This window comes from Alphaproteobacteria bacterium LSUCC0684 (genome assembly GCA_041228335.1).
Classification (GTDB): Bacteria; Pseudomonadota; Alphaproteobacteria; order Puniceispirillales; family UBA1172.
Map to the genome: position 1 here is coordinate 584,927 of CP166130.1, position 21,762 is coordinate 606,688.

Below are 21,762 nucleotides of genomic sequence, written 5' to 3' on the forward strand. Positions count from 1 at the left end.
TATCCTCCTTATTGACTTTGGGTTGGTAGTAGTTCTTCTTCTGCTCTACTTGTTGAGTTTTGCTGTTGTTGCCTGCCAAGTGCCGTGATTACCTCATTTTCAAAAGGTGCAGTGGCAGGCCCCGGTCTTGTTGTGGACAGTGCCGCGGCAACATTTGCGTAATGCGCCGCAGCGACCGGGGTATCGCCCCGGGCAAGCCTTGCGATGAAACAACCAAGATGCGTGTCACCAGCGCCATTTGTATCGACTGGCGTCACAGGAAAAGCAGGAACAGATATACAAATCTCATGGGTTGCAACGATGCAGCCATGTTTTCCATCGCGAACGATTGCCCCTCCATTTTCCGGGGCGTTTCGCGCCAGCTCTTTTGCCGATTGCATCCTGTCCGAAAGCCCGGTCATTACGGCGGCCTCATGCGAATTGGCACTGATCCAAGTTGCACGGGCGCGGGCCGCGGCAAGCGCGTTTGCTGGCAGTTCGGCCACAACAGGCGAAGGGTCAAAAATCAATCCGGGAAATGGTGCCTCGCGCTGTAGCCAATCAAATATTGCCGGACAAGAGCCACGATAATGCAAAGCGTAGCCGGAGAGCAGCATCCAGTCAAAATTTGATGCTGTGACCTGTTTGAGATCATCAATCGTTGCATGTCCTTCCGCACCATCACTAGCCAAAAATGTTCGCTCGCCCTGACGGTCGACCATCACCGTGCAGCAGCCTTGATCGCGTGCCATGTCCTGACTACGCAGGACCGGTATAGCCTCGGCGTCTAATGCGTTGCGAACGATTGAGGCAAATGGGCCCGTGCCAAGTGCGCCACCATAATACACGTCCATCCCGGCGCGTTTGGAGGCAATCATGGCGTTGAAGCCTCCACCTGGTTTTATAGCAAAGTCTCTAACAATTGCCTCTTCTCCAGCCTTTGGTACCGCGTCTACGCTGTAAACAAGGTCAACTACAACGCCCGATATCTGCAACAAGCCTGCTGTCATAGGCAAGACTCCTGTAAGTCAGCGGTTGTCGCCATGTTGTCACGTAGCTGTATGAGATCCCTGGCAATGGCTTTGAGCGGAAGGGAATTGACACTCAATATTGTCGGCAAAGCATGCTGTGGAAAGGCGGAAATCCCAGAACAGGCACCTGCCATTGCCCCGGCGATGGAACCAATTGTATCAGTGTCACCGCCAACATTCGCTGCCATGAGCGTCACTTTCCATGGGTCGCCACCCGCCAGGCTGACAAGACCGAAAGCGGTAGCGACAGACTCATATGTTTCAACGGATGTGCCGATTTGATTGGCAAAATCATTAGCGGAGACCTTTCGCTCTGCTGCCGCAAGAGCCGCCTCAATTCTTGAAGTCATATTACCTTCGCCGACCTGATGGCCGCGTTTCTGGCCTTCCTGCGCAGCCATCAGGGCGACACGCGTTGCCGCCTTATAGCTCGCCCCGTCAAGGCCGCAGCTGATTATCGCGGCCACAGCTGCGGCACCGGCTATGGCCTCGCCAGTATTGTGCGTCATCCGGCAAGCCAGTTCCACCTTATCAACAAAATGTGCAAGTGGTTCTATGGGTGTTGCAAGACCAATCGGCGCTATGCGCATGGCGGCCCCATTTGTGGTCCCGGCCTTTCCCATTTCCGTGATCGGCTTGCCTTCAAGCATTGCGTCAAGTGCGGCCTTTGTGGAAGGGCCGAGCAGATCGCGCAACCCACGGGCCCTTATATCCGCCTCCCATGCCAGAAGGTCCTGGGCCAATTGCCATTCATCAATCTGACCATTCCCGTCAATCAGGCGTCTGGCCAACAGCAGTGTTTGTTCGGTGTCGTCGGTAATCTGGCCCGCCGCCAGCCCGTGAGCAACCGGGTGATCGGCGAAAGGGGCTACAAATCCGGTAATCTGGCCGTAATGCTGGCGGATTTCGTCAGGTTTCAGGGTTTGAGACGGCATTCCGAGAGCGTCGCCAATGGCTAGTCCGGCAAGAGTACCGTAAGCATGGTCAAATTTTGACGCATTGGTTGCCATGTCGCCTCGCTAAAACTTCATATGCAATCCAAAATACTCAGGATCAAGAATGCTCTGTACATACTCGATCACCGAACCATCGGCAGCTCGGGTCAACCGTCGCAGCATAAGCATTGGCTCGCTGTTACTGCGATCCAATGTGATGGCATCCTTCTCTCCAAGTGACGACAGCACGCTTGCCCATTCATCGCCACTCGCCACGACCAGACCTTTTGCGCGCAATGTGTCGGTCAGCGAGCCATTTTTCAGCCCATTGGTCAGAATGTCAGCAAAGCCACGTCGCCACACAATTCTGCTTCTTTCCAGAGAGACGGCAAGGCCGGTTGCCATTTGGAACCGCAACCTGTCGACAAACAGGCAGTCTGTTTGTGCTTCGGGCGGGGCGTCATGCAAATCCATTTTGGCGCGTTTGATGCTAAGCACCCGGGTGGAGAGCATGTCCGGACTTTCCGACAAGGCCAGACTCCATCCGCGTCGATCATCAATCGTTTGACCTCCATATGTAACAAACGACCCAATCCCACTTTTGGTTGTTATAAGCCCCTTGGCATTGAGAATTTCAAGACTTTTGCGCACCGTGTTCCGGCTGACAGCAAACCGCTTAACTAGCGCATGCTCGCTCTCAAGCGGTGCCCCTTTGCCAAGTGAGCCAGAGCGAATCTCAATTTCAAGAGCATCTGCAATTTTTACTGATTTTGGAGCGCCGATCAGATGCTCACCTGTGCTATCATGTTCTAGCTTGTTCATACCTGTATCATAGGCAGACGTTTGGTAGGATGTCAATATGGCGGCATGGGCGTTGAGCAACTGAAGGAACAAAAGCGCCTTAAGAGAGAGAACGAACAGCTGAGAAGAGCTGTATCTGATCTGACACGGGATAAGCTGATTTTGAACAAGGCAGCACTACAGCACTAAAAGACCACATAGTGCATTGGTCTATCGCCCGTGTCGGGAAGGCGCGCCGGTGAAGCGGGTGACTGTTCTTTCATGCTCCATACAAATGGCAGATTATTGAGCTATCACCATTACGGTACTGGTGATCTTTGATCCACCAAGGCTGAGCCCACTATGGTCATTGGCGTATAGAGATACGGAGACTTCATTGCTGCCGGCTGGCAGGCTGCCGATATGGTACCAGTCGCCATAGATGCGGCCAAGTTTGATCCCATTCACATAGACATGTGCATGGCCATGCCCCTCAACATTTTCGTATCCGGCGGCGGCGGCATCGAAGGTAAAGTTGGTTGTCTGGATATTCAGGTTCCAGCCGCCTACCGGATCGGGAAAGATGCTGGTAGTGAGCGTTGGCTGAGCAGCCCAGTCATCAATGGCGATGAGTTTTTCTCCATGGGACATAGCCATGCTGCTGCCCGACATTGGCATACTGTCCTGGGCTGGCCAAAGCTCAAGCCAGGTCCAGAAGACTGCGGCCCCGATGAGCGCGCCGCTAATGAATGTCACAAAAAGACTGCCGCCGGTTGAGCGCGGTGAAGCCACATCGCTATCCTTGCTGCCTGTATCTTTTCGCATCATGGCTTTCTCCTCTCTGAATTTCATTATTCAGCAAGGCTGACCCCGGCATCGCGCATCTCTGCCAGTGCGGTGTTGAGCGAGCCATCAAGATCGATGGCGCGGCAGGCTGACAGGATAACGCTAACATCATATCCCTGGCGCGCGCCATCAAGGGCTGACCAGGCGACACAGTAATCCGTGGCAAGACCAACGAGCGTAAGGTCCGTGCAACCGCGTCCCTTCAGAAAGCCGTCAAGGCCGGTTGCAGTGGTTTTGTCATTTTCAAGAAAGGCGGAATAGGAGTCTACCAACGGGTTCATGCCTTTGCGGATGATGGCATTGGCGCGGTCGGTGTTCAGCGCCGGATGAAAGGCGGCGCCGGCACTGGCCTGGATGCAATGGTCCGGCCACAGCACCTGCGGGCCATAGGGCATGTTGGTGACGGTGAACGGATCGGCGCCGTCATGCGAGGAGGCAAAGCTGGAATGCCCGGCAGGGTGCCAGTCCTGGGTCAGTACCACGAGGTCGAACCCATCCATCATGGCGTTGATTTGTGGCATGATATCATCGCCGCCGGCAACCGCCAGGGCGCCACCTGGGCAGAAATCATTCTGCGGGTCGATCACGATCAGGGCTTTCATGGCTCACCTCCCGTTCCGTTTTCCTGTTCATTCTCAATGCTACTTTGGTCTTTCCAGAGATGCAATATGACGACTAGCGAAGCCCGTCCTCTCCTTTGACCTGCGCGGCTGTAAGCCCACCCATTCGGTCATGGATTCTGGGGCCGCGAGACATCGCCAGTGCGAACATGATCTCGCCGGTGCGCGGGGCATCGGGAATACGCACCTCCATCGCATCAAAATGACTCCGCACATAGGCGGCGTTGATATGGCCAAGGGGGATGTCGATCGGGGTTCCGGGGCCGCCAACCTTCATCGCCGAGGGAACGATGGCCTTGGCCTTGCCAAGCCGCTCACGCATCGAATAGCCGCCCGGCACATGCCAGAGCGCGGTATGTTCCAGCTCGCCGCCTTCGCCGGCAAGGGCCGCCTTGCCGTAGCCGTCTATGCCCTCGACCCCGCCAAGCGCTTCGATCAGCTCATCGGTCATCTGTAACCCCAGCGGCTTCAGGTCATCCATCGCTGATTGCAGGTTTTCCTGCCAGATGCCGGCAAAGGGGTTGGCAACGATGGCAACGATGGCCGCGCGGCGCCGCGGTTCAGCCGGGGGCGGGCCGTTCTCATGATGAATAGTCTCGGAAAAGAGCATCATCTTGCGAAGCCGAAAATAGGGCATTGGTCAATTCCTCCCGTTCATGGATCTGTCGTTGAAAATTACGGCCGGTCAGTGATGCCGTCGGATCATCCAGCCCGACCACGGTGATTTCACCCTGAAGCTCAAGCACCGCGCCGGCAAGCCTGCCGCCCTGCATCATTCGCCTCGCCAGCTTGCGCCCAGCTTCAAGGGCGCTCGCAATCTGCTCAACTTCCAGCGGCGGTACCTCAACAGTGACAAGACGTGCGCCAAGGTCGCTGTCGGGGTGGATATCATGTGCCGGGCGGCGGCGGATACCGTTTGTATCAGGGCAATCAACGGCACCGGCGATCAGCGTTGCCGCAACATCAGCAGTGGCAGCGCAATCCGCCAGCACCGTAACGCTGTCAGCTATCCCGGGTGACAGGCTTCGACCGCCAAAACCGGATGTGGCCATGCCGCGCCAAGCTGTTGGTCCGCGAAGGGTGATGCCGCAACCATTTGGATGGTCAATGGCAGGGCTGGAAATGGCGGCATGGGTTATCGCGCCTTCGCCTGTCCAGAAAGCAATATCACCGCCGTTATTGACACTGATCTTGCTGCTAGATCTGGCGGCCTCACTTTCCAGCATCGCGGCAAGAACATGATCTGCAATTGCACCGGCTACAGCCGCCATTGGGGTCACGAAAAGCTCCCCGGCAATATCGCATGCGGCGTGCATGCGGCGCGCGACTGTGCCGGCCGGGGGATGCGCTGCATTCCAGGGCGCGCGAAGAAGCGCCAGCTCTTCTGCCAGCTCGGCGAGGACATCCCCCATCGCAGTGACCGCCACCTCAAACAGGGCAAGCCGGTCCGGCCCGTCAGCATCGATCACAAGATCAGTTGGCCCATGTTGAATATGAAGCCGTTGACTGGCGCCAAAAAGGCTGGCCTGGAGGCCGGTCAATGCTGCCGTGCTCACGTCATATTTCCTTATCATCGCGGGTCAGAAATGTGTTCGGGCCTGGCCCCACCACGCGGCTGTTCACGCCATATTCGCTTCCATCCTCAATGGCTTTGGTGATACTGCGCACCGCATCGTCATAGCCACCAAGGTCATGATAGTCCTCGCGCCGGACGGTGAATTCCAGCGGCGCAACAATCGCCGGAGTCGGCACATAGCCAAACGCATTGTCCGGCAGGTTCAGCACATCGACCATGATTGTGATGCCGCCTCCCGGCCAGACATAGGCCGGGACTCCGCCACAGGATACAGCGGTGTGTTTCTTCTGGACTGAACGGGTCAGCTTTACCGGGTTCCGGGTCGCGCCAGCACGAAGTGATCCACCGGCACCGCCCATGAACAGCACCGTACATAATGCCGGCTCACAATTTTCTGTAATCAGATCTACCGTGGCCTGAAGAGTCTCAGGCAGTGGGGCCGGTTGCGGGACCAGATCATCATCAAGACAATAATAGCCAAATTGCTCACCAGTGGTGGAGACCATGAGCAGCGTCAGGCCCGGCCGCGCGCCCTTGGCTGCGTTCCAGTCACCAAGGATAGTCAGTGGATCCTCGATATCGGTGCCGCCCCATCCAAGCCCGGGTTCAGCCACCTGGAAATAGCGCCCGGGTGTTGATCTGCGGCCCTTGATCCTGATGCCTGTTTCCTGCCAGTCAATCACCTTGCCGGCCTGATGTTCGGAAACGACGCCGGTGATGTGGTCATCGACAACGACAACCTCATCGACCAGCCCCTGCCATTGTGAGGCAAACATACCGATGGTGGCCGATCCGCACCCGACCCGCATCCGTTCCTCGCGCACCCCATCAACGATTGGCGGCTGGCCAGCCTGAACGATGACGGTGGCGCCACCATCGATGCTCAGCTCGACCGCCTCCTTGTTGCACAGCCGCATCAGCGCATCGCAGGTCTCGCGGCCTTCGCCTTTAGAGCCGCCGGTCAGATGATCAACACCGCCAAGCGATAGCATCTGCGATCCATATTCAGAGGTGATGACAAGGCCAACAGCCTCACCGCTCGAGCGAACCACCGCGCCTTCCTTGCCAAGATGCCGGTCGGTATCGATCTTCACTTTCACCCCGCAATAGGAGAAGATCGCCTCGGTGACGACCGTGACGAAATCAACGCCCTCGATCTCACGGCTGACGATGAAGGGAGCTGGCTTATAGTCAGGATAGGTGGTGCCAGCACCGATAGCCGTAACGAAGACCTCATCCTCCTGACCAAGACCACCATCCCAGTTTGCACCCAGAAAAGGCTTTACGCTGTCACCGGCCGCCAAGCGCCGGTCGAGAATAGTCAAGGGATCCAGCCTCACGATCTGGCCGCCGTGGTTGGCGTAGCGATCACAGGCACCACTGTTGCCCTCGGCGATGTAGCACATCACCGGACAGGCATCGCATCTGATCTTCCCGTCTTGGCGCTGGTTCATCCGTTGCCTCCGGCTTGCGCCTTTTTGATCGCGGCCAGCACCCGGTGTGGCAGCGCTGGCAGTTGCTCGATTTCAGCGCCGCTGGCATCGCGAATAGCGTTCAGAATGGCCGGTGCCGTTGGGATGAGCACATGCTCGCCAAGTCCCTTCGCCCCCATTGGGCCAACCGGATCGTGTTTTTCGATAAAGATGGTATCAACTGGCGGGATGTCGCCGGCTGACGGGATCAGGTAGTCATGCAGATTCTCGCTGCGTCCGGGAATATATTCCTCCATCAGCGCCATTCCCAGACCCTGGGCTATTCCGCCCTCGATCTGGCCGGTGGCCAGAAGCGGGTTGATCACCCGCCCGAGATCATGCGCCGCGGTGATCCGGATAACCTTGACCATGCCAAGCCGCAGATCAACCTCGACCTCGGCCATTTGCGCGCCATAGCCATAAACAGCGTAAGGCTTGCCCTGGCCATTCTCGTCAAGTGGTACGGTCGGCGGATCAAAGCTTTCCTCTGCGCGAAGCACATAGCCGAATTCATCTTCAGTCATGCCGGCGAGGTCGATACGGCGGGCGCCGCTGGCATCGCTGATGCTGATCGCCGCGCCATCGAGACGGATCGTGGCATCATCGCTCTTATTGCTCAGCCGCAGGATATCGGCGCGAAGCCGGCGTCCGGAGAGTTCAGCCGCCTTGCCGGTGATGAAAGTCTGGCGTGAGGCCGATGTCTTGCCACAGTCCGGGGTCAGCGCCGTGTCCGGGCCAACCAGTTCGAAATCCGACAGCGGCATGCCGAGCGCATCGGCGCAGATCTGCGTGATCACCGTATTTGATCCCTGACCGATGTCGGTTGCACCCTGATGTATCCTCAGCCGCCCGTCAGCGGTGATGCCAAGCCGCACAGTTGAGGGATTCGGCAATGCGGTATTGCCGCATCCATACCAGCAGGACGCAATCCCGATGCCACGCTTTTTCGCATCATTGGCGGCGTTGAACGCAGCGATGCGTGGACCTGCCTCGGCCCAGGCCGGTGCCAGCGCATCAAGGCATTCAGCGATCCCAACCCCTTCAAGCTCCTGGCCGCAAACGGTACGGTCACCATCAAGAAGGGCGTTGCGGCGGCGGATTTCCAGCCGGTCAATCCCGAGCTTTATCGCCAGCCGATCCATCAATATTTCCTGCAGGATCGTTGCCTGTGGCACGCCGAACCCGCGAAAGGCTCCGGAGATGGGGCCGTTGGTATGGATGGCATGTGCCTCAGCCAGGTAATGCGGGACGCGGTAGGGGCCAGAGGCATGGATCGGCACACGTGTTGCCACCGTCGGACCCCAGCTGGCATAGGCGCCGGTGTTGAATTCACCTTCAAAGGTCATGCCCACAAGCCTGCCGTCTCTGTCAGCGGCAAGGCGTCCGCGCATCTGCGCCGGGTGACGTTTGGTGGTAGCGATCATCGATTCATGGCGGCTGAAGATCATGCGGCACGGCTTGCCTGTTTTCAGCACGGCCAGCCCCAGAAGCGGTTGCAGCGATACATCCAGCTTGGTGCCAAAGCCCCCGCCAGCGGCCGCCGGAATGATCCGAACCTTTTCCAATGGCAGGCCGAGAACTTTTGCCGTGTCTTCCCGGTCCATCACCGGGGCCTGGGTGCAGGCTGATACAACCAGCACGTCACCTTCCATCCAGGCGCATCCGGCTTCGGGTTCTATCGGGGCGTGTTCAACATAGGCGGTTTCCACGGCGGCGCTGACGGTGACGGCGGCGCCGGCCAGTCCATCGGCGCCATCGCCACTCTTCACCCGCCCGGTAATCAGGATATTGCCGTCACGGCCGGGATGAAGCTGCATCGCGCCGCTGGCGCGGGCCTCGGCAACATCAAGTGCCGCCTTACGCTCCTGCCAGCTGACCGGAAATCCGGACAAGTCGGCATTGGCAAGCCATTCGGCGTCACCAACAACAAGCGCAACCGCCTCGCCCCTGAACCGCGCCGTTTCCTCGGCCAGCGCCGGTTGGTCGGCAAAGGGCGGGATGACGCCATAGGCATTTATGCCGGCGATGTCTGCTGCGGTGATCACCGCATCGATCAGCTGATGGCGCGCGGCCCATTCGGCCAGATCGCCAAAAGTGAAGTCGGCAAGATAATAGGGACTGCGGATGGCACGAACGAGCCGAGCCCCCTCGGGCCAGCTGTCGGCTCCAAACTTCTCAATAGCCGCAACCTTGGCATGCCCATCGAGGCGTTCGACCGCCGCGCCAATGGCTGAACCGGCGGCTGGAAAAACGGCCTCAGACCCGGCCTTGACAGGCCTGCCGGCATCCATCACCGCATCGATGATCTTTGCATAGCCGGTACAGCGGCACAGCACACCGCCAAGAGCGTCCTCAACGCTTTGCCGATCGGGGGTCGGATCACGCCGCAGCAGAGCGGTGGCCGCCATCATCATGCCGGGAGTGCAGATGCCGCATTGCGCGGCTCCATGGCGCAGAAAAGAGCCCTGAAGCGCCGACAGCATGTCGTCCTCGCCGGTAAGGGATTCGGCGGTTTCAACCTCGCGCCCTTCGATCTGTCCGGCCGGGACCAGGCAGGCACATACCGGGTTGCCATCCAATAAAACGGTGCAGGCCCCGCAATCGCCGGCGTTACAGCCAACCTTTGTCGCGCGAAGTGCCAGCTTCTCGCGCAGCACCTCGCTAAGCCGCATTGATGGCGCACAACTGACCTCGCAAGGCGTGCCATTGACCGTGAAGCTGATCTGCTGATTTTGGTCGCGAAGCCCGTCCATCATTTTGCCTCTCTGCACAATCTGTTGACCACCCTGGTGACAAGCTCGGCCGCCGCCTCGCGCCGATACTGGCCAGTGCCGCGTATATCATCAATCGGTGATAGCGCCGCCATGATCATCTGGCGGCTGTTCGCAAGGACATCCGCCGCCGCACCAGTTTCCAGCCCGCGCAACGCGGCCTCAAGGTCGGTAAGCCGGACCGCAACCGGCGCACATGACCCAACAGAAATGGCGATCTGTTCGATCCGGCCATCGCTGATGGAAAGTCGTGCCGCGGTCATGGCGATCGAGATCACCAGATAGCGCCGCGCACCAATTTTCTCAAAACCGGCACGGCCGGTCTCAGCCCTGGTCGGCACGTAAATGGCAGTAACAAGTTCATCGGCATCGCGGGCTGTCCTCCTCGGACCGGTCAGAAATTCGGCAAGCGGCAAGCGGCGATTTCCACGGCACGACACAAGCTCAACCTCGGCGTCCATTGTCATCAGGCATGGCACGCTGTCTGCCGCCGGCGAGGCGGTGCACAGATTGCCGCCGATGGTCCCGCTTGACTGTATCTGGACGCCGCCGATCTCAGCAGAGGCTGCTTTCAGCCCATCATAAGCGGCGGGCAGATCTGCCTGCCTGATCTGGGTCCAGTTGGTCGCCGCCCCGAAGCGCCGCCAGCCATTCGCAACGGTAATGCCGCGCAGCTCATCAATCGCGGTGATGTCGAGAAGTGACCCGGCGAGCGTGGGGGTGTGGTGTAACGGATAGATATCGGTGCATCCAGCCATCACGAGCGGGCGTTCGGCGGCAAGCAATTCAAGCGCATCTTCAAGTCGGTCAGGACGCAGATATGGCATGGGTCGGCCTAATTGTTCTCGCAAAATATTTTGTTTGTGTACAAATAGACTGTGCTATGCGGCTCTGTTAGTGTCAACTATCAATGACCGTACAAGGAGCGTCAAAAGACGACCAGGTCGCCATAGGCTGGAGGCATATTTTATGGAAAAATCGGAACATTACGTCCTTGAACGTCAGGTCGGTTTCATCATGCGCCGGGCGGTGCAGCGTCACATAGCCATTTTCGCGGCGCTGATCCCCGACATGACCCCGACACAATTCGCCGCCCTTGCCAAACTCTGTGAGCTTGGCCAGGCATCGCAGAATGAGCTGGGCCGGCTGACCTCGATGGATGTAGCCACGATCAAGGGTGTCGTTGACAGGCTTCGCGCAAGGCAGCTGGTCACCGCGGCGGCACAGGATAGCGACAAGCGGCGGCTAACGCTGTCACCGACACGAAAGGGAAGGGCAATCTACAAGAAATACGAGCCGCAGGCCGCCAAAGTCACTCGGCAGACACTTGCCCCGCTCAATCCCGAGGAACAGGAGCGGCTGATGCAGCTGCTGGAACGGTTGATTTAGTCCGGCCCTTTCATTGTTTTCTGCCGGGCATGTTGCCGGGTCGGCCAAAGGCGGTGCTCGCCTCATACCCCGACAAAACGGTGCAAAAGCTCCTGATTATCGCGAAGTTCGGCTGCCTGTAACGGCGCATGGCTTCGGCCATTCTCCAGAAAGACCACTCGATCGGCAATCGACAGCACCGCATCGACCCGCTGCTCAACAAGAAGGATGGCAACGCCGCGGTCGCGAAGCACGATGACCGCCTTGCGAATCTGCTCAATCATCGAAGGCTGCAGGCCTTCGGTTGGCTCATCGAGCAGCAGCACTTTTGGGTTGATGCACAGCGCCCGGCCGGTAGCTAGCATCTGTTGTTCTCCACCGGACAGCGTATCGGCGCGCTGGTTTAACCGCTCGCGGAGACGCGGAAACATCTCCAGCACCTCTTCGCGGAATTGGTGGCCTTTGCCGCTCACCATCAGGCCGATTTCGAGGTTCTCCGCCACCGTCAGTTCGGCGAACAATCGGCGTCCTTGCGGAATATACCCGATTCCGTGGCGCGGCACCTCGTTTGCTGGAAGACGCGAGACCTCAATGCCATTGCAATCAACTCGCCCACTGCTGGCGCAGATAAGCCCCATAATGGTTTTCAGGCAAGTGCTTTTGCCGGCCCCGTTTCGCCCGAGAAGGCAGACGATTTCGCCAGCCTGGATGTCGAAGGACACATCATGGAGTACCTGGGCGCCCTGATAGCCTGATGAGAGTTCCTTTACCGTCAGCATCAACCAGTCCCCAGATAGGCCGCCTGCACAGCGGCATTGGCGCGAATTTCCGCAGGCGAACCCTCCGCAAGCACTTCGCCGTAATTGAGCACAGTGATAGCATCTGCCGTCTGCATCACGACATTGATGTTGTGTTCGATCAACAGGATGGTCATCTCACCGGCAAGACGGCGGATCAGTGCAATAAAGTCGGCGATCTCGCTATCAGCAAGGCCTTGGGTAGGCTCATCGAGGATCAGCAAGCGTGGACTCTGGCTCAGCCCCATGGCAATCTCTAAGAGGCGCTGGTGCCCGTAGCTGAGATCCCCTGCCAGTTGATCGGCACGATCGGAGATGCCGACTCGCTCCAGCGACTCTTCCACGCGGCGCCTTGTTTCAGCCTCATCGCCACCAGTCTGCCAGCGCACAGCCAGCGCGACATTCTCGGTCACCGGAAGGCGACCATATATCGACGTAATCTGAAAGGTGTAAGCCATGCCGGCGCGAATCCGTCGATGCGCCGGTTCCGCCGTGATATCTCGACCATCGAAAAACACCTGTCCCTGGCTCGCTGGGATTCGCCCCGACAGCATGCCGACAAAGGTTGTCTTGCCGGCACCGTTAGGTCCAATCAGCGCGCGGACCTGGCCTGCGGGAAGCTCAAAATCAACATTGTCGACCGCCTTCAGGCCGCCAAAGTGCCGACTAAGATTGCGGGTTGTGAGCAGACTCATGGCAACCATCTCAAGCCTCTCCTGCGGATCTCGCCGACAAGTCCCTGCGGCGCGAAGAGCGTCAGCGCCAACAGCACGAGACCGGCGATCAGCATATAGGCGGTTGTCAGGTTGCTTGACAGATCGATCAGGTAGAACATGAACAACGTCCCGATGAGGGGGCCGAGAACGGTGCCAGCACCGCCAAGAAGAACCCATAATAGCGGGAAGATCGAATATTGCACCGAGGCGAATGTTGCCCCGGCATAGCCGAACAGCAGGCCGTAAGCAGCGCCGGCGGCCGCCGACATCGTTCCCGACAGCAGGATCGCAGCAAGTTTGTGGCGCTGAATATCATAGCCAAGCATCCGTGTGCGTTCATCATTTTCGCGTATTGCCACAAGAACACGCCCGAACCCGGTCTGCACGACGTGAAGGGTGATCACGATGCAAACCGCCATCAGGAGCAGCGCCGCAAAATAGCGGCTTGTCGGGTCAGACAGATCTATACCGGCGATTGAGCGCAGTTCCTGCTGGATGACAAAGCCTTCATCACCACGCGTCAACTCCCCGAAATAGAGAACGGTCAGAAAGCCGGCCTGCGCGAACATCAGCGTAACAATCATAAAGGCAACGCCGGCGGTGCGAAGCAGCAAAAGGCCGATCACCAGCGCCATCACGAAGCCGGCCAGCAGACCGGCGAGCATGGCTGGGCCAGCCATCCAGCCGAGATGCTGGATACTGAGCGAGAGCCCATACATGCCGGCGGCGAAGAACAGCGCATGGCCAAGGCTGAGCAGACCGGTATAGCCGAAAAGGATGTTGTATCCCATGGCATAGCAGGTCAGCACCATGATCCGCGCCAGGTTACCGTGGTGATAGGCTGGCAGGAAGAACTGCAACCCGAACAGCAGCGCTATGATGCTGAGGTGAAGTGTCCAGGATTTTTTCAGGTCACTCATAATGTGCGCTTTCCAAACAGGCCCTGGGGGCGGAATACCAAAACAAAGGCAACCGCTAACGTGGCGATGATTTTCGCCAGCGTTGGCGAGAAGAAGACGGAGATCATGCCATCGCTGATGCCGATCAACAGCGCCGCAACAACCGTGCCGGGCAGACTGCCAAGACCGCCGATAATGACGACGATAAAGGACAGCAGCAGCGGATCATGCCCCATCAGGTAATGTGCCTGCTGGATCGGCACGATCAGCACCCCGCCAAGTGCGGCGAGCCCGGCGCCAAGGCCGAATACCGAGGCATAAACCCGGCCGACCGGAATGGCGAAGGCCTGCGCTGTCTCGCTGTCTAGCTGGGTCGCCCGCATCAGTAGCCCGTAGCGGGTGCGTGTCATCAGCAGCCAGATGGCGGTCAACAGAATCACCGCGGCGCCAATCACCGCCAATTTGTAGCTGGTGGTGCCAAGCCCCCATGGCCAGGAGAGTGTCAGCCCACCATCGGTCCATTCAAAAAAGGGTATCGACAGCCGGTGGTTGAACGGAGCCTCGACCGGGCGCGCTTCTGGCCCATACGTCATCAGGGTGATCTGTTGAATGATGTAAAGAAGGCCGATGGTGGCAACGATGGTCCGCTCAGGATCATAGTTGATGCGTTTCAGCACCAGCTGGTCTGCCATCATCGCCAGCCCGGCGGTCAATGGTGGGGCCAATAGCAGGGCGGCAACGAAGCCAAGCGCCGGGTGACCGTCAACGGCCCCGGCAATCCACCAGGCCAGTACTGCCCCTACCATGAAAAATTCGCCATGCGCGACATTGACGACACGCATCACCCCGAACACCAGCGACAGGCCAACGGCCATCAGTGACAGCACCGCCGCGGTGACGAGACCCTCCAGAAGGCCGAGGATGAGATAGGGGCCGAGTTCCATGTGATATGGCTAGTGCCACTCCCTCTGACGCACATTGATGAAAATGCACGAAGAAAACAAAGAATAGATCAATGCGATGAAAGAGGCGCGGCCCACAATAGCAGGCCGCGCCATTGCCCTAGAAGGACTGGGTGGTGTAATCGACCTCATCCGGATAGTAGGTATCCGCAATCGAGGTTGTATGCGCCAGCACCAGTTTGCCGTTCGTCACTCTGGTAATATACTGGTGGCCGAAGACCTGGTGTGTCTTGCCGTTAAATTCCTTGGCGCCCTGAGGGTGCGCGTGGGAATGCGGCATCGAGGTCATCGCCTCCACCGCCTCGATCAGCTTGGCGCGATCTTTCGGCCCGGCATAACCGCTGGCTTCCATGCCTGCCTTGACGATATGAAGCGTCTCCCAACAGCCAAACATGTGGGCATAGGTTGCCACATCCTTGGAATCGGATATCGAGGCACCATTAGCATCAACGCCAACGGCGGCGCGATACGCTTTGTCATATTCGGACTGGTTGGCCTGGGCATAGCGCGGGTTGCCCTCCCAGAAATAGGTGCCTTCGAGGAACTCCAGGCCCGGACTTGCCAGATCGACCGCCTCAAGCGAGTCGATGAAGCCGAAGATTTCAGGGCGTGAATTGCCAAAGAATTCACCCATCTCCTTGACGAAGGTCAGGACCGCCGGACCCACCATGACGTGATAGATTACATCGGTGTTGCGCGGGATTTTGGGGAAGTATTTGGTAAAGGAGGACTCGGTTGGCGGGATCGCAATCTTTGCCACAACCTCTCCACCCTGAGCTTCGACCGCCGCCGAGAAATAATCACGGTGATCATGTCCGAAGGCGAAGTCCGGATAAATCATCGTGATTTTCTTACCAAGCGTATTGTTGACGAAGGGGGCCATGGCCTGAACCTGGCTTTTCACATCGGTGATGCCGGGTTGCAGGGTGTAGCGGTTGAGCATGCCGCTGGCGACATGGTGACCTTCGGAGACCACGAAATAGGGGATTTTCAGTTCCCCGGCGCGCGGGGCGGACCCTATCACAACGTGGCTGAACAGCGTGCCAAAAGCAATGTCGCAGCCATGCTGTGTCGCCATCTTCTCAACCACTTCGGCGCCGCGCTTCGGATCGGTGCCGTCATCTTCGGCGATAATCTCAACCGGACGACCGTTGATGCCACCTTCGTCATTGATCTTTTTAACCGCAGCCTTGGTTGTGCGGTCATACCAACGGCCATAAGCGGCACCGATACCGGTGCGGTGAACCTGGAAGCCGATCTTTATAGGCTCTGAGCTCTGCGCCTGACCGTAACGACCGAACAATGGCATGCTGCTTGCCGCTGCTGCCAAGGCTGTAGTGGCGGCCAGGGACTTGATAACCTTGCGGCGGCTTGGCCCTGCTGTCACCTTTCGGTCACCATTCAGGCCAATTGTCTGACTCTTCATGACCGATGTGTCATTGATTGATTTCTTCATGGATATCTCCCATAAAACTTGTTGCCTTCCAGATGTGTTCCGGATTGTTTTTTTATTTCTAAGTTTGTGTGTATACAAATGACATGTCCAGCACAAATTTTGACCGCGTTTTCATCCGCCTTTTGGCGCCGCGAGCAGCCACAGACCAAGCCATGTGTACAGAACCATGAAAACCGCCAGCGGCAGCCCGGCAAGAAAGGCCCTGGTTAAATTGCCATAGACCTGCACCGAGGCGGCATGAGCCAGGATCACCGCGATTACATGGCCAAGGACAATCACCACCGCCTGGCTTAGCCAGATGACCCGCATGGTTTCACGATGATTGAAAAACCCGGTGGTAACATAATAGCCGTCAAGCCCCAGAAGATTAGCGCCGCTGCCGAAGGGATCATTCAGCGCGGTGAGAACATATTGCCCATCGACAAGAAGCGAAGGCAGGTAATGCGCGGTATGGTAGGCGAGCGCGATCGGCAGGATCGTCGGCGCGAATATCTCCAGGAGCCGGGCTCCGCCAAGCCCTCCGTCTACAAGACGGTCACCAATGATGATCATCAACACGAACAGCATGATCAGCATAAGGTTGGCGCCGATGAGCCCCGTCATGACCGGAATAATCACCGCAGAACGTCCCGGAAATTCCAGGGGGTTGACACCGATCAGATCCAGCCAGACAAATGTCTCGTTAAACCCATCGAAGGACCCGGTGCCAAGCAAGACCAAAATGAAAACCGGCATGCCGGGAAGCACCGCGGTGCCGTTTGCAACCTGCCAACCCGGCCAGCCCATACGAAGCTGTCGTCCGCGCCGTGCAAGCAGTGCCAGTCGACCAAATTGTGCCATCAGTACCGACAGAAATTCGGCCTGCCGCAACCAGCGCCGAGGTCCGAAAACAGTCATGCAGACAAGGGTCACGGCTATATAGGCAGTGATCACCATTGCGAGGCGGGCCGGATCATCGGGGGCCGGATCGGCAAGGGTGAAGCCAGAGAAGGCCAGCAGAAGGCCAACGGCTGGCCAAACCCCGAGACGGTGCGGCAACGGCAGTGGCGGGCGTGACATCAGGTCGATCAGTGGCCGCACCGCCCACCTCCAGGGCGATATCCATCCCCATAAATCAAACAGATATCCCTGGATCATCAATGAAGCCATCCAGAAGACCAGCCAGAAGCCCAGCACAAGCGGGTTTTCGAGCGGGTCCCGGGTGCCGGTCAGGCCGGCGACAACGCCTCCGCATAGTAAAAGAAAGCACGCAAAACTGCTGATTGTCCTCGCCATTGGCGGGGCGGCCATCCGGCCTGTTCTGCGGCTTGGCAACAGTTGTGATGCGGTGCGTTGCGGCAGAAACCACAACAGCATGATGCTCAACGCAACGATCGCTACGCCCACCGCCATATAGGGGCCGGTCGGTAATAACGCAACAATGCTCTGGCCAGTGGCATGCGCGCTGGCCGTGGTCGGCAGCATCGTCCCTGTGCCAATTAATCCGGCGCTGATCCACGCCGCAACCCAACCCCGATAACCGGTACTTTTCATTCTTCATTATGGAAATTCGTTTGACTTTTTGTCAAGATTTGGTGCTCATTTGTATACCAACGATCGGCCGCCCGGTCATTGGGGGCAGGCCGTGAGGCTTGAGAGGGATGTGAATGGACAAAAGCGAGACAAGATTTGACGGAGACCTCATTGGTGTCGATGTTGGCGGCACCTTTACCGATCTTGTCAGGCTCGATCAGGCCAGTGGAGCGGTGCGCCTGGCCAAGGTTGCCAGCACGCTGGACAATCAGGCCTTTGGGGTGATGAACGCGGTCGCCGAGGCAGACAGCGATCTGAAACGGGTAGCGCTTGTCATTCACGGCACCACGACGACAACGAACGCCGTTCTGGAGCGCAAGCTGAGCCGCACCGGACTGATCACCACCGCCGGCTTTCGGGATGTGCTGGAACTTGGTCGCCGGACCAGGCCGCAGCCTTACGGCATGAAAGGTCATTTCGAGCCGATCATTCCACGTGACCTGCGCCTTGAAGTACCGGAACGGATGGATTATGCCGGCCGTGTTTTAACCCCACTCAACGAGGAAGCCGTGCGCGCCGCTGGCAGGATGCTGCTGGCCAAGGGCGTTGAATCGGTGGTGATCCACTTTCTTCATGCCTATGCAAACCCGGCGCATGAGCTTCGTGCCGCCAAGGTGCTGGCCGAGTTCTGGCCAAATGCCTATATCACCACCGGTCACGGGCTGCTTTCCGAAAGCCGCGAGTTCGAGCGCGGGGTCACCGCCGCGGTAAATGCCTCGGTCCAGCCGCTGCTTGAACGTTATGTGAAGCGCCTTGAAGATGAGCTCGCCGATGGAGGTTATCGTGGCGAACTGCTGGTGATGAATGGCAATGGCGGCACCGTATCGGCAAAACGGGTGGTTCGCGAGGCCGCCAAAACGGTTATGTCGGGCCCGGCCTCCGGGGTGATCGCCGCCGCCTATACCGGCCGGCGCGCCAATCGCCCAAACCTGATCAGCTATGACATGGGCGGCACATCAACCGATGTAGCGCTGATACGTGATTGTCAGCCATCGGTGTCGAACGAGATTGAGATTGAATATGCGATGCCGATCCATGTGCCGATGGTCGATGTTCGCACCATCGGGGCTGGCGGTGGGTCGATTGCGCGGGTCAATGAAGCCGGCCTGTTGGAGGTTGGCCCGCAGAGTGCGGGCGCTGATCCCGGGCCTATCTGTTACGGCCGCGGTGGTTCTCTGCCTACGATTTCCGACGCGAATATGGTTCTGGGGCGGCTTGATGTCGGTAAGCTGAAATCGGTACCCGGGGCGGTCGATATTGACAGGATTCGCGGCATTTTTCAGGAGCAGCTCGGCGATCCACTTGGTGTTGATGCCGAAACGGCGGCCGCCGCGGTGCTGCGCATGGCAACGACTCGCATGGCCGGGGCAACGCGCATGGTATCGGTCTCGCTTGGCCTTGATCCGCGGGATTTCAGCCTCTTCGCCTTTGGTGGAGCTGGCCCGCTCCATGCCTCGGCGCTCGCACGGGAGCTTGGCGTTCCCGAGGTGCTGGTGCCAGCCCGCCCCGGCATCACCAACGCGCTAGGCTGTATCGTTGCCGACCTGCGGCACGATTTCGGGCGCACGGTGAATACACCGCTTAATGCGATGGAGATCGACCGGCTTGCCGAGATTCTGGCAGCCCAAGCCGCTGAGGGCGAGGCGCTGATCCGACAGGAGCCGGTGCGAATCATCGAAATTGACGTTCAGCATTCGCTGGACATGCAGTTTGCCGGTCAGACGCATCTCTTGCAGGTGCCTCTGGCGTCACCAGCGATGGCGCGCGAAGAAATTCAGGCCGCCTTTGAAGACGCCTATTTCAAGAGGTTCCGTGTACGGCTTTCCGAAATCAGGGCGCAGATCGTTAATGTAAACACCAGTGTTACGGGACGTCGCCCCGAGATCGATCTGGGTGGACTGATAGACAATGCCGGGCGTGCCGGCTCGGTGGCGGCGGCGCAGACCGGAAGCCGGCCGGTCTGGTTCGACGGGCAGGGAGCTGCTTCTGGTTGGCAGGACACACCGGTCTATGCGCGCGAGAAACTGCCGCTGGATGCGCGCCTGTCAGGCCCGGCGATCCTCGAGCAGATGGATAGCACCACCCTCATTGAGCCGCAGGATAGCGCCGTCTCCGACGATGATGGCAATATTCTTGTCACTATCGGGGGCGCGATATGAGCCTGGATCCGATCACTCTCAGCGTCATTCAGGCCGGGCTTCAGCAGGTTTGTGATGAAATGGACCTCAGTTTTTCACGGGCCGCCTTCTCGCCGGTCATCGCCGAGGCGAATGACAGGTCCGATGGTATCTATGCCGCGGATGACGGCGCGCTGATCGCACAGGGTATCGGCGGCCTGCCGGTCTTTGTCGGCACCATGCAATATTCGACTTCAGAGCTGATACGGCTGATCAGGGAGGGGCGGGCCGCGCCACCAGAGCCAGGCGATATCTATATCGTCAATGATCCCTATCTTGGCGGCACGCATCTGATGGATGTGCGTTTCGTGCGGCCGTATTACCGCAACGGCAAACTGTGGTGCTGGCTGTCAAACACCGGCCACTGGCCAGATACCGGAGGTGCGGTGCCGGGCGGCTTCTCGGCCTCGGCAACGTCGGTCGAGCAGGAAGGGTTGCGACTTCCGCCGGTCAAACTGTTCAAGAAGGGCGTGATGGACGAGGAAATATACGCCATCATCTGTTCCAATATCCGGGTCGCGGACCAGCGGATTGGTGATGTAAAGGCACAGGCGGCGGCGCTTGATACCGGCGCCGACAGACTCGATCTGTTGCTTGGACGCTATGGCGATGACACGGTGGCGGCGGCAATCACCGAGCTACGCCAGCGTGCTTCCACGCAGATGCGCCAGATGATCGCTCAACTTCCCGAGGGGAGCTGGCAATCCGTGGCCTTTGTGGACAGTGACGGCGTGGTCAATGAACCGCTGGAGATCAGGCTGAAGATCAGCAAGGTCGATGACAGGCTGGTGTTCGATTTCGGCGGCTCCAGCCCACCCTGTCGCGGACCGATGAATTCGGTGCTGGCGACGACATTGAGCTCGGTCTATCTGGCGATGCGCCATATTTTCCCGGAAGTGCCGATCAGCGCTGGTGCCTTTGAGCCGCTGGAGGTGATCCGCCCGGAAGGCACGTTCCTTGATGCACATTATCCGCGCCCGGTTTCAGGCTGTGCCGCCGAAGTAAGCCAGAGGATCGCCGAGGCGGTATTTGCCGCGATGGTACAGCCTCTGCCGGATCGGGTGACGGCAGCGCCAGCCGGAACCAGCGGCAATTTCGCGCTTGGAGGATATAATGCCGAGCGCGGCCGCGATTTCGTGATGTATCAGCTTTCTGGCGGTGGCTATGGCGGCAATGCTGATGGCGATGGGCTGAGCAATGGCTGCTCGACCATCGGCATCTCAAAAGCACCGCCGGTGGAAATCATGGAGCAGGCCTTCCCGGTCCTCTATCATCATTACGCGCTCCATGAAGGGTCTGCGGGGGCTGGGCAACGGCGCGGCGGTTTTGGCCTGGATTATGAGCTGGAGCTTCGCAATGGCGAAGCCCGAGCCAGCTTTGTCATGGATCACGGCCGGTTCGGGCCGCAGGGTGTTCTTGGCGGCGGTGACGGCGATGTTAACAAGGTAGTGGTGCTTCGTGGCGGGGAATCCTATGTGCCGCTGCATCTATCAAAGGAACAGGATATTCCGCTGTCTCCGGGAGATCGAGTCTGGGTGCGAACGCCAGGCGGCGGCGGCTATGGCGATCCGTTCAAACGCCGTGCTGAGGCGGTGTTCGAGGATGTGCGTCTGGGCCGCTACAGCGCAGCGCAGGCGGCTGATCTGTATGGCGTGATCATCAGGGATGATGGTAACGGCGGCGTGGTCCTCGATGAAGACGCCACCCGCGCTGCCCGCGCCAATATCGCATCAGCCCTTAAGGACTGAAAGCGACATTTCGCCATATTCATTCGTGTACAAACAAAATGTTTGAACAAAAATCAT

Annotated in this window: 19 protein-coding genes and 1 pseudogene; 4 read left to right on the forward strand and 16 right to left on the reverse strand. The window is 58.6% G+C overall.

Features of this window, described 5'->3' with window-relative positions:
• Positions 1–8: 8 nt before the first annotated feature.
• The 3 genes from AB8880_02745 to AB8880_02755 are packed head-to-tail and all read right to left on the reverse strand — an operon-like array spanning position 9 to position 2,767.
• Entirely contained in the window at positions 9–989 is a 981-nt protein-coding gene (locus AB8880_02745) for a PfkB family carbohydrate kinase (GenBank protein ID XDZ66334.1), read from the reverse strand.
• Entirely contained in the window at positions 986–2,020 is a 1,035-nt protein-coding gene (locus AB8880_02750; protein XDZ66335.1) for an ADP-ribosylglycohydrolase family protein, read from the reverse strand. The genes AB8880_02745 and AB8880_02750 overlap by 4 nt, the downstream gene beginning before the upstream one ends.
• A 9-nt stretch (positions 2,021–2,029) precedes the next feature.
• Positions 2,030–2,767 carry a GntR family transcriptional regulator gene (locus AB8880_02755; GenBank protein XDZ66336.1) on the reverse strand — a complete coding sequence of 246 codons (738 nt, stop codon included), beginning with the start codon at positions 2,765–2,767 and terminating at the stop codon, positions 2,030–2,032.
• Between the two features lie 33 nt (positions 2,768–2,800).
• Here AB8880_02755 and AB8880_02760 point away from each other — a divergent pair.
• Positions 2,801–2,923 (forward strand): annotated as a pseudogene (locus AB8880_02760) (IS3 family transposase).
• A gap of 105 nt (positions 2,924–3,028) precedes the next feature.
• Here AB8880_02760 and AB8880_02765 read toward each other — a convergent pair.
• From AB8880_02765 to AB8880_02795, 7 genes are all read right to left on the reverse strand, one after another.
• A complete protein-coding gene (locus AB8880_02765) occupies positions 3,029–3,553 on the reverse strand; it encodes a hypothetical protein (protein XDZ66337.1) in 525 nt (174 codons plus the stop codon).
• A 23-nt stretch (positions 3,554–3,576) separates the two neighbouring features.
• Positions 3,577–4,173 carry a bifunctional nicotinamidase/pyrazinamidase gene (gene pncA / locus AB8880_02770; GenBank protein ID XDZ66338.1) on the reverse strand — a complete coding sequence of 199 codons (597 nt, stop codon included), beginning with the start codon at positions 4,171–4,173 and terminating at the stop codon, positions 3,577–3,579.
• 73 nt (positions 4,174–4,246) lie between these two features.
• Positions 4,247–4,828: an amino acid synthesis family protein gene (locus AB8880_02775; GenBank protein ID XDZ66339.1), complete on the reverse strand. Its 582-nt coding sequence runs from the start codon at positions 4,826–4,828 to the stop codon at positions 4,247–4,249.
• Positions 4,773–5,747 carry a UPF0280 family protein gene (locus tag AB8880_02780; protein XDZ66340.1) on the reverse strand — a complete coding sequence of 325 codons (975 nt, stop codon included), beginning with the start codon at positions 5,745–5,747 and terminating at the stop codon, positions 4,773–4,775. Before AB8880_02780 ends, AB8880_02775 begins: the two co-directional genes overlap by 56 nt.
• A gap of 1 nt (position 5,748) precedes the next feature.
• A complete protein-coding gene (locus AB8880_02785; protein ID XDZ66341.1) occupies positions 5,749–7,221 on the reverse strand; it encodes a 6-hydroxynicotinate reductase in 1,473 nt (490 codons plus the stop codon).
• On the reverse strand, positions 7,218–9,995 hold the full coding sequence (locus AB8880_02790) for a molybdopterin-dependent oxidoreductase (GenBank protein ID XDZ66342.1): 2,778 nt from the start codon (positions 9,993–9,995) through the stop codon (positions 7,218–7,220). The genes AB8880_02785 and AB8880_02790 overlap by 4 nt, the downstream gene beginning before the upstream one ends.
• Positions 9,992–10,837, reverse strand: a complete 846-nt coding sequence (locus AB8880_02795) for a xanthine dehydrogenase family protein subunit M (GenBank protein XDZ66343.1) — start codon at positions 10,835–10,837, stop codon at positions 9,992–9,994. Before AB8880_02795 ends, AB8880_02790 begins: the two co-directional genes overlap by 4 nt.
• 142 nt (positions 10,838–10,979) lie before the next feature.
• Between AB8880_02795 and AB8880_02800 the strand changes: the two genes are divergently transcribed.
• Positions 10,980–11,399, forward strand: a complete 420-nt coding sequence (locus tag AB8880_02800; protein ID XDZ66344.1) for a MarR family winged helix-turn-helix transcriptional regulator — start codon at positions 10,980–10,982, stop codon at positions 11,397–11,399.
• Between the two features lie 62 nt (positions 11,400–11,461).
• Here AB8880_02800 and AB8880_02805 read toward each other — a convergent pair whose 3' ends face one another.
• From AB8880_02805 to AB8880_02830, 6 genes are all read right to left on the reverse strand, one after another.
• Positions 11,462–12,157 (reverse strand): ABC transporter ATP-binding protein, encoded by a 696-nt coding sequence (locus AB8880_02805; protein XDZ66345.1) that lies wholly within the window; start codon positions 12,155–12,157, stop codon positions 11,462–11,464.
• Positions 12,157–12,879: an ABC transporter ATP-binding protein gene (locus tag AB8880_02810; protein ID XDZ66346.1), complete on the reverse strand. Its 723-nt coding sequence runs from the start codon at positions 12,877–12,879 to the stop codon at positions 12,157–12,159. Before AB8880_02810 ends, AB8880_02805 begins: the two co-directional genes overlap by 1 nt.
• Complete coding sequence (locus tag AB8880_02815; GenBank protein XDZ66347.1) at positions 12,867–13,811, reverse strand: branched-chain amino acid ABC transporter permease; 945 nt, start codon at positions 13,809–13,811, stop codon at positions 12,867–12,869. The genes AB8880_02810 and AB8880_02815 overlap by 13 nt, the downstream gene beginning before the upstream one ends.
• On the reverse strand, positions 13,808–14,734 hold the full coding sequence (locus tag AB8880_02820; GenBank protein ID XDZ66348.1) for a branched-chain amino acid ABC transporter permease: 927 nt from the start codon (positions 14,732–14,734) through the stop codon (positions 13,808–13,810). Before AB8880_02820 ends, AB8880_02815 begins: the two co-directional genes overlap by 4 nt.
• 118 nt (positions 14,735–14,852) lie before the next feature.
• The gene (locus AB8880_02825; GenBank protein ID XDZ67003.1) at positions 14,853–16,178 is read right to left on the reverse strand and encodes an ABC transporter substrate-binding protein; all 1,326 of its coding nucleotides are present in this window, start codon (positions 16,176–16,178) and stop codon (positions 14,853–14,855) included.
• Between the two features lie 141 nt (positions 16,179–16,319).
• Positions 16,320–17,741 carry a hypothetical protein gene (locus AB8880_02830; protein XDZ66349.1) on the reverse strand — a complete coding sequence of 474 codons (1,422 nt, stop codon included), beginning with the start codon at positions 17,739–17,741 and terminating at the stop codon, positions 16,320–16,322.
• Positions 17,742–17,854: 113 nt separating this feature from the next.
• On the opposite strand from AB8880_02830, the gene AB8880_02835 reads away from it, so the two are divergent.
• Together AB8880_02835 and AB8880_02840 are read left to right on the forward strand one after the other, a co-directional pair.
• On the forward strand, positions 17,855–19,939 hold the full coding sequence (locus AB8880_02835; GenBank protein XDZ66350.1) for a hydantoinase/oxoprolinase family protein: 2,085 nt from the start codon (positions 17,855–17,857) through the stop codon (positions 19,937–19,939).
• Positions 19,936–21,705 carry a hydantoinase B/oxoprolinase family protein gene (locus AB8880_02840; protein XDZ66351.1) on the forward strand — a complete coding sequence of 590 codons (1,770 nt, stop codon included), beginning with the start codon at positions 19,936–19,938 and terminating at the stop codon, positions 21,703–21,705. Before AB8880_02835 ends, AB8880_02840 begins: the two co-directional genes overlap by 4 nt.
• Positions 21,706–21,762 lie beyond the last annotated feature (57 nt).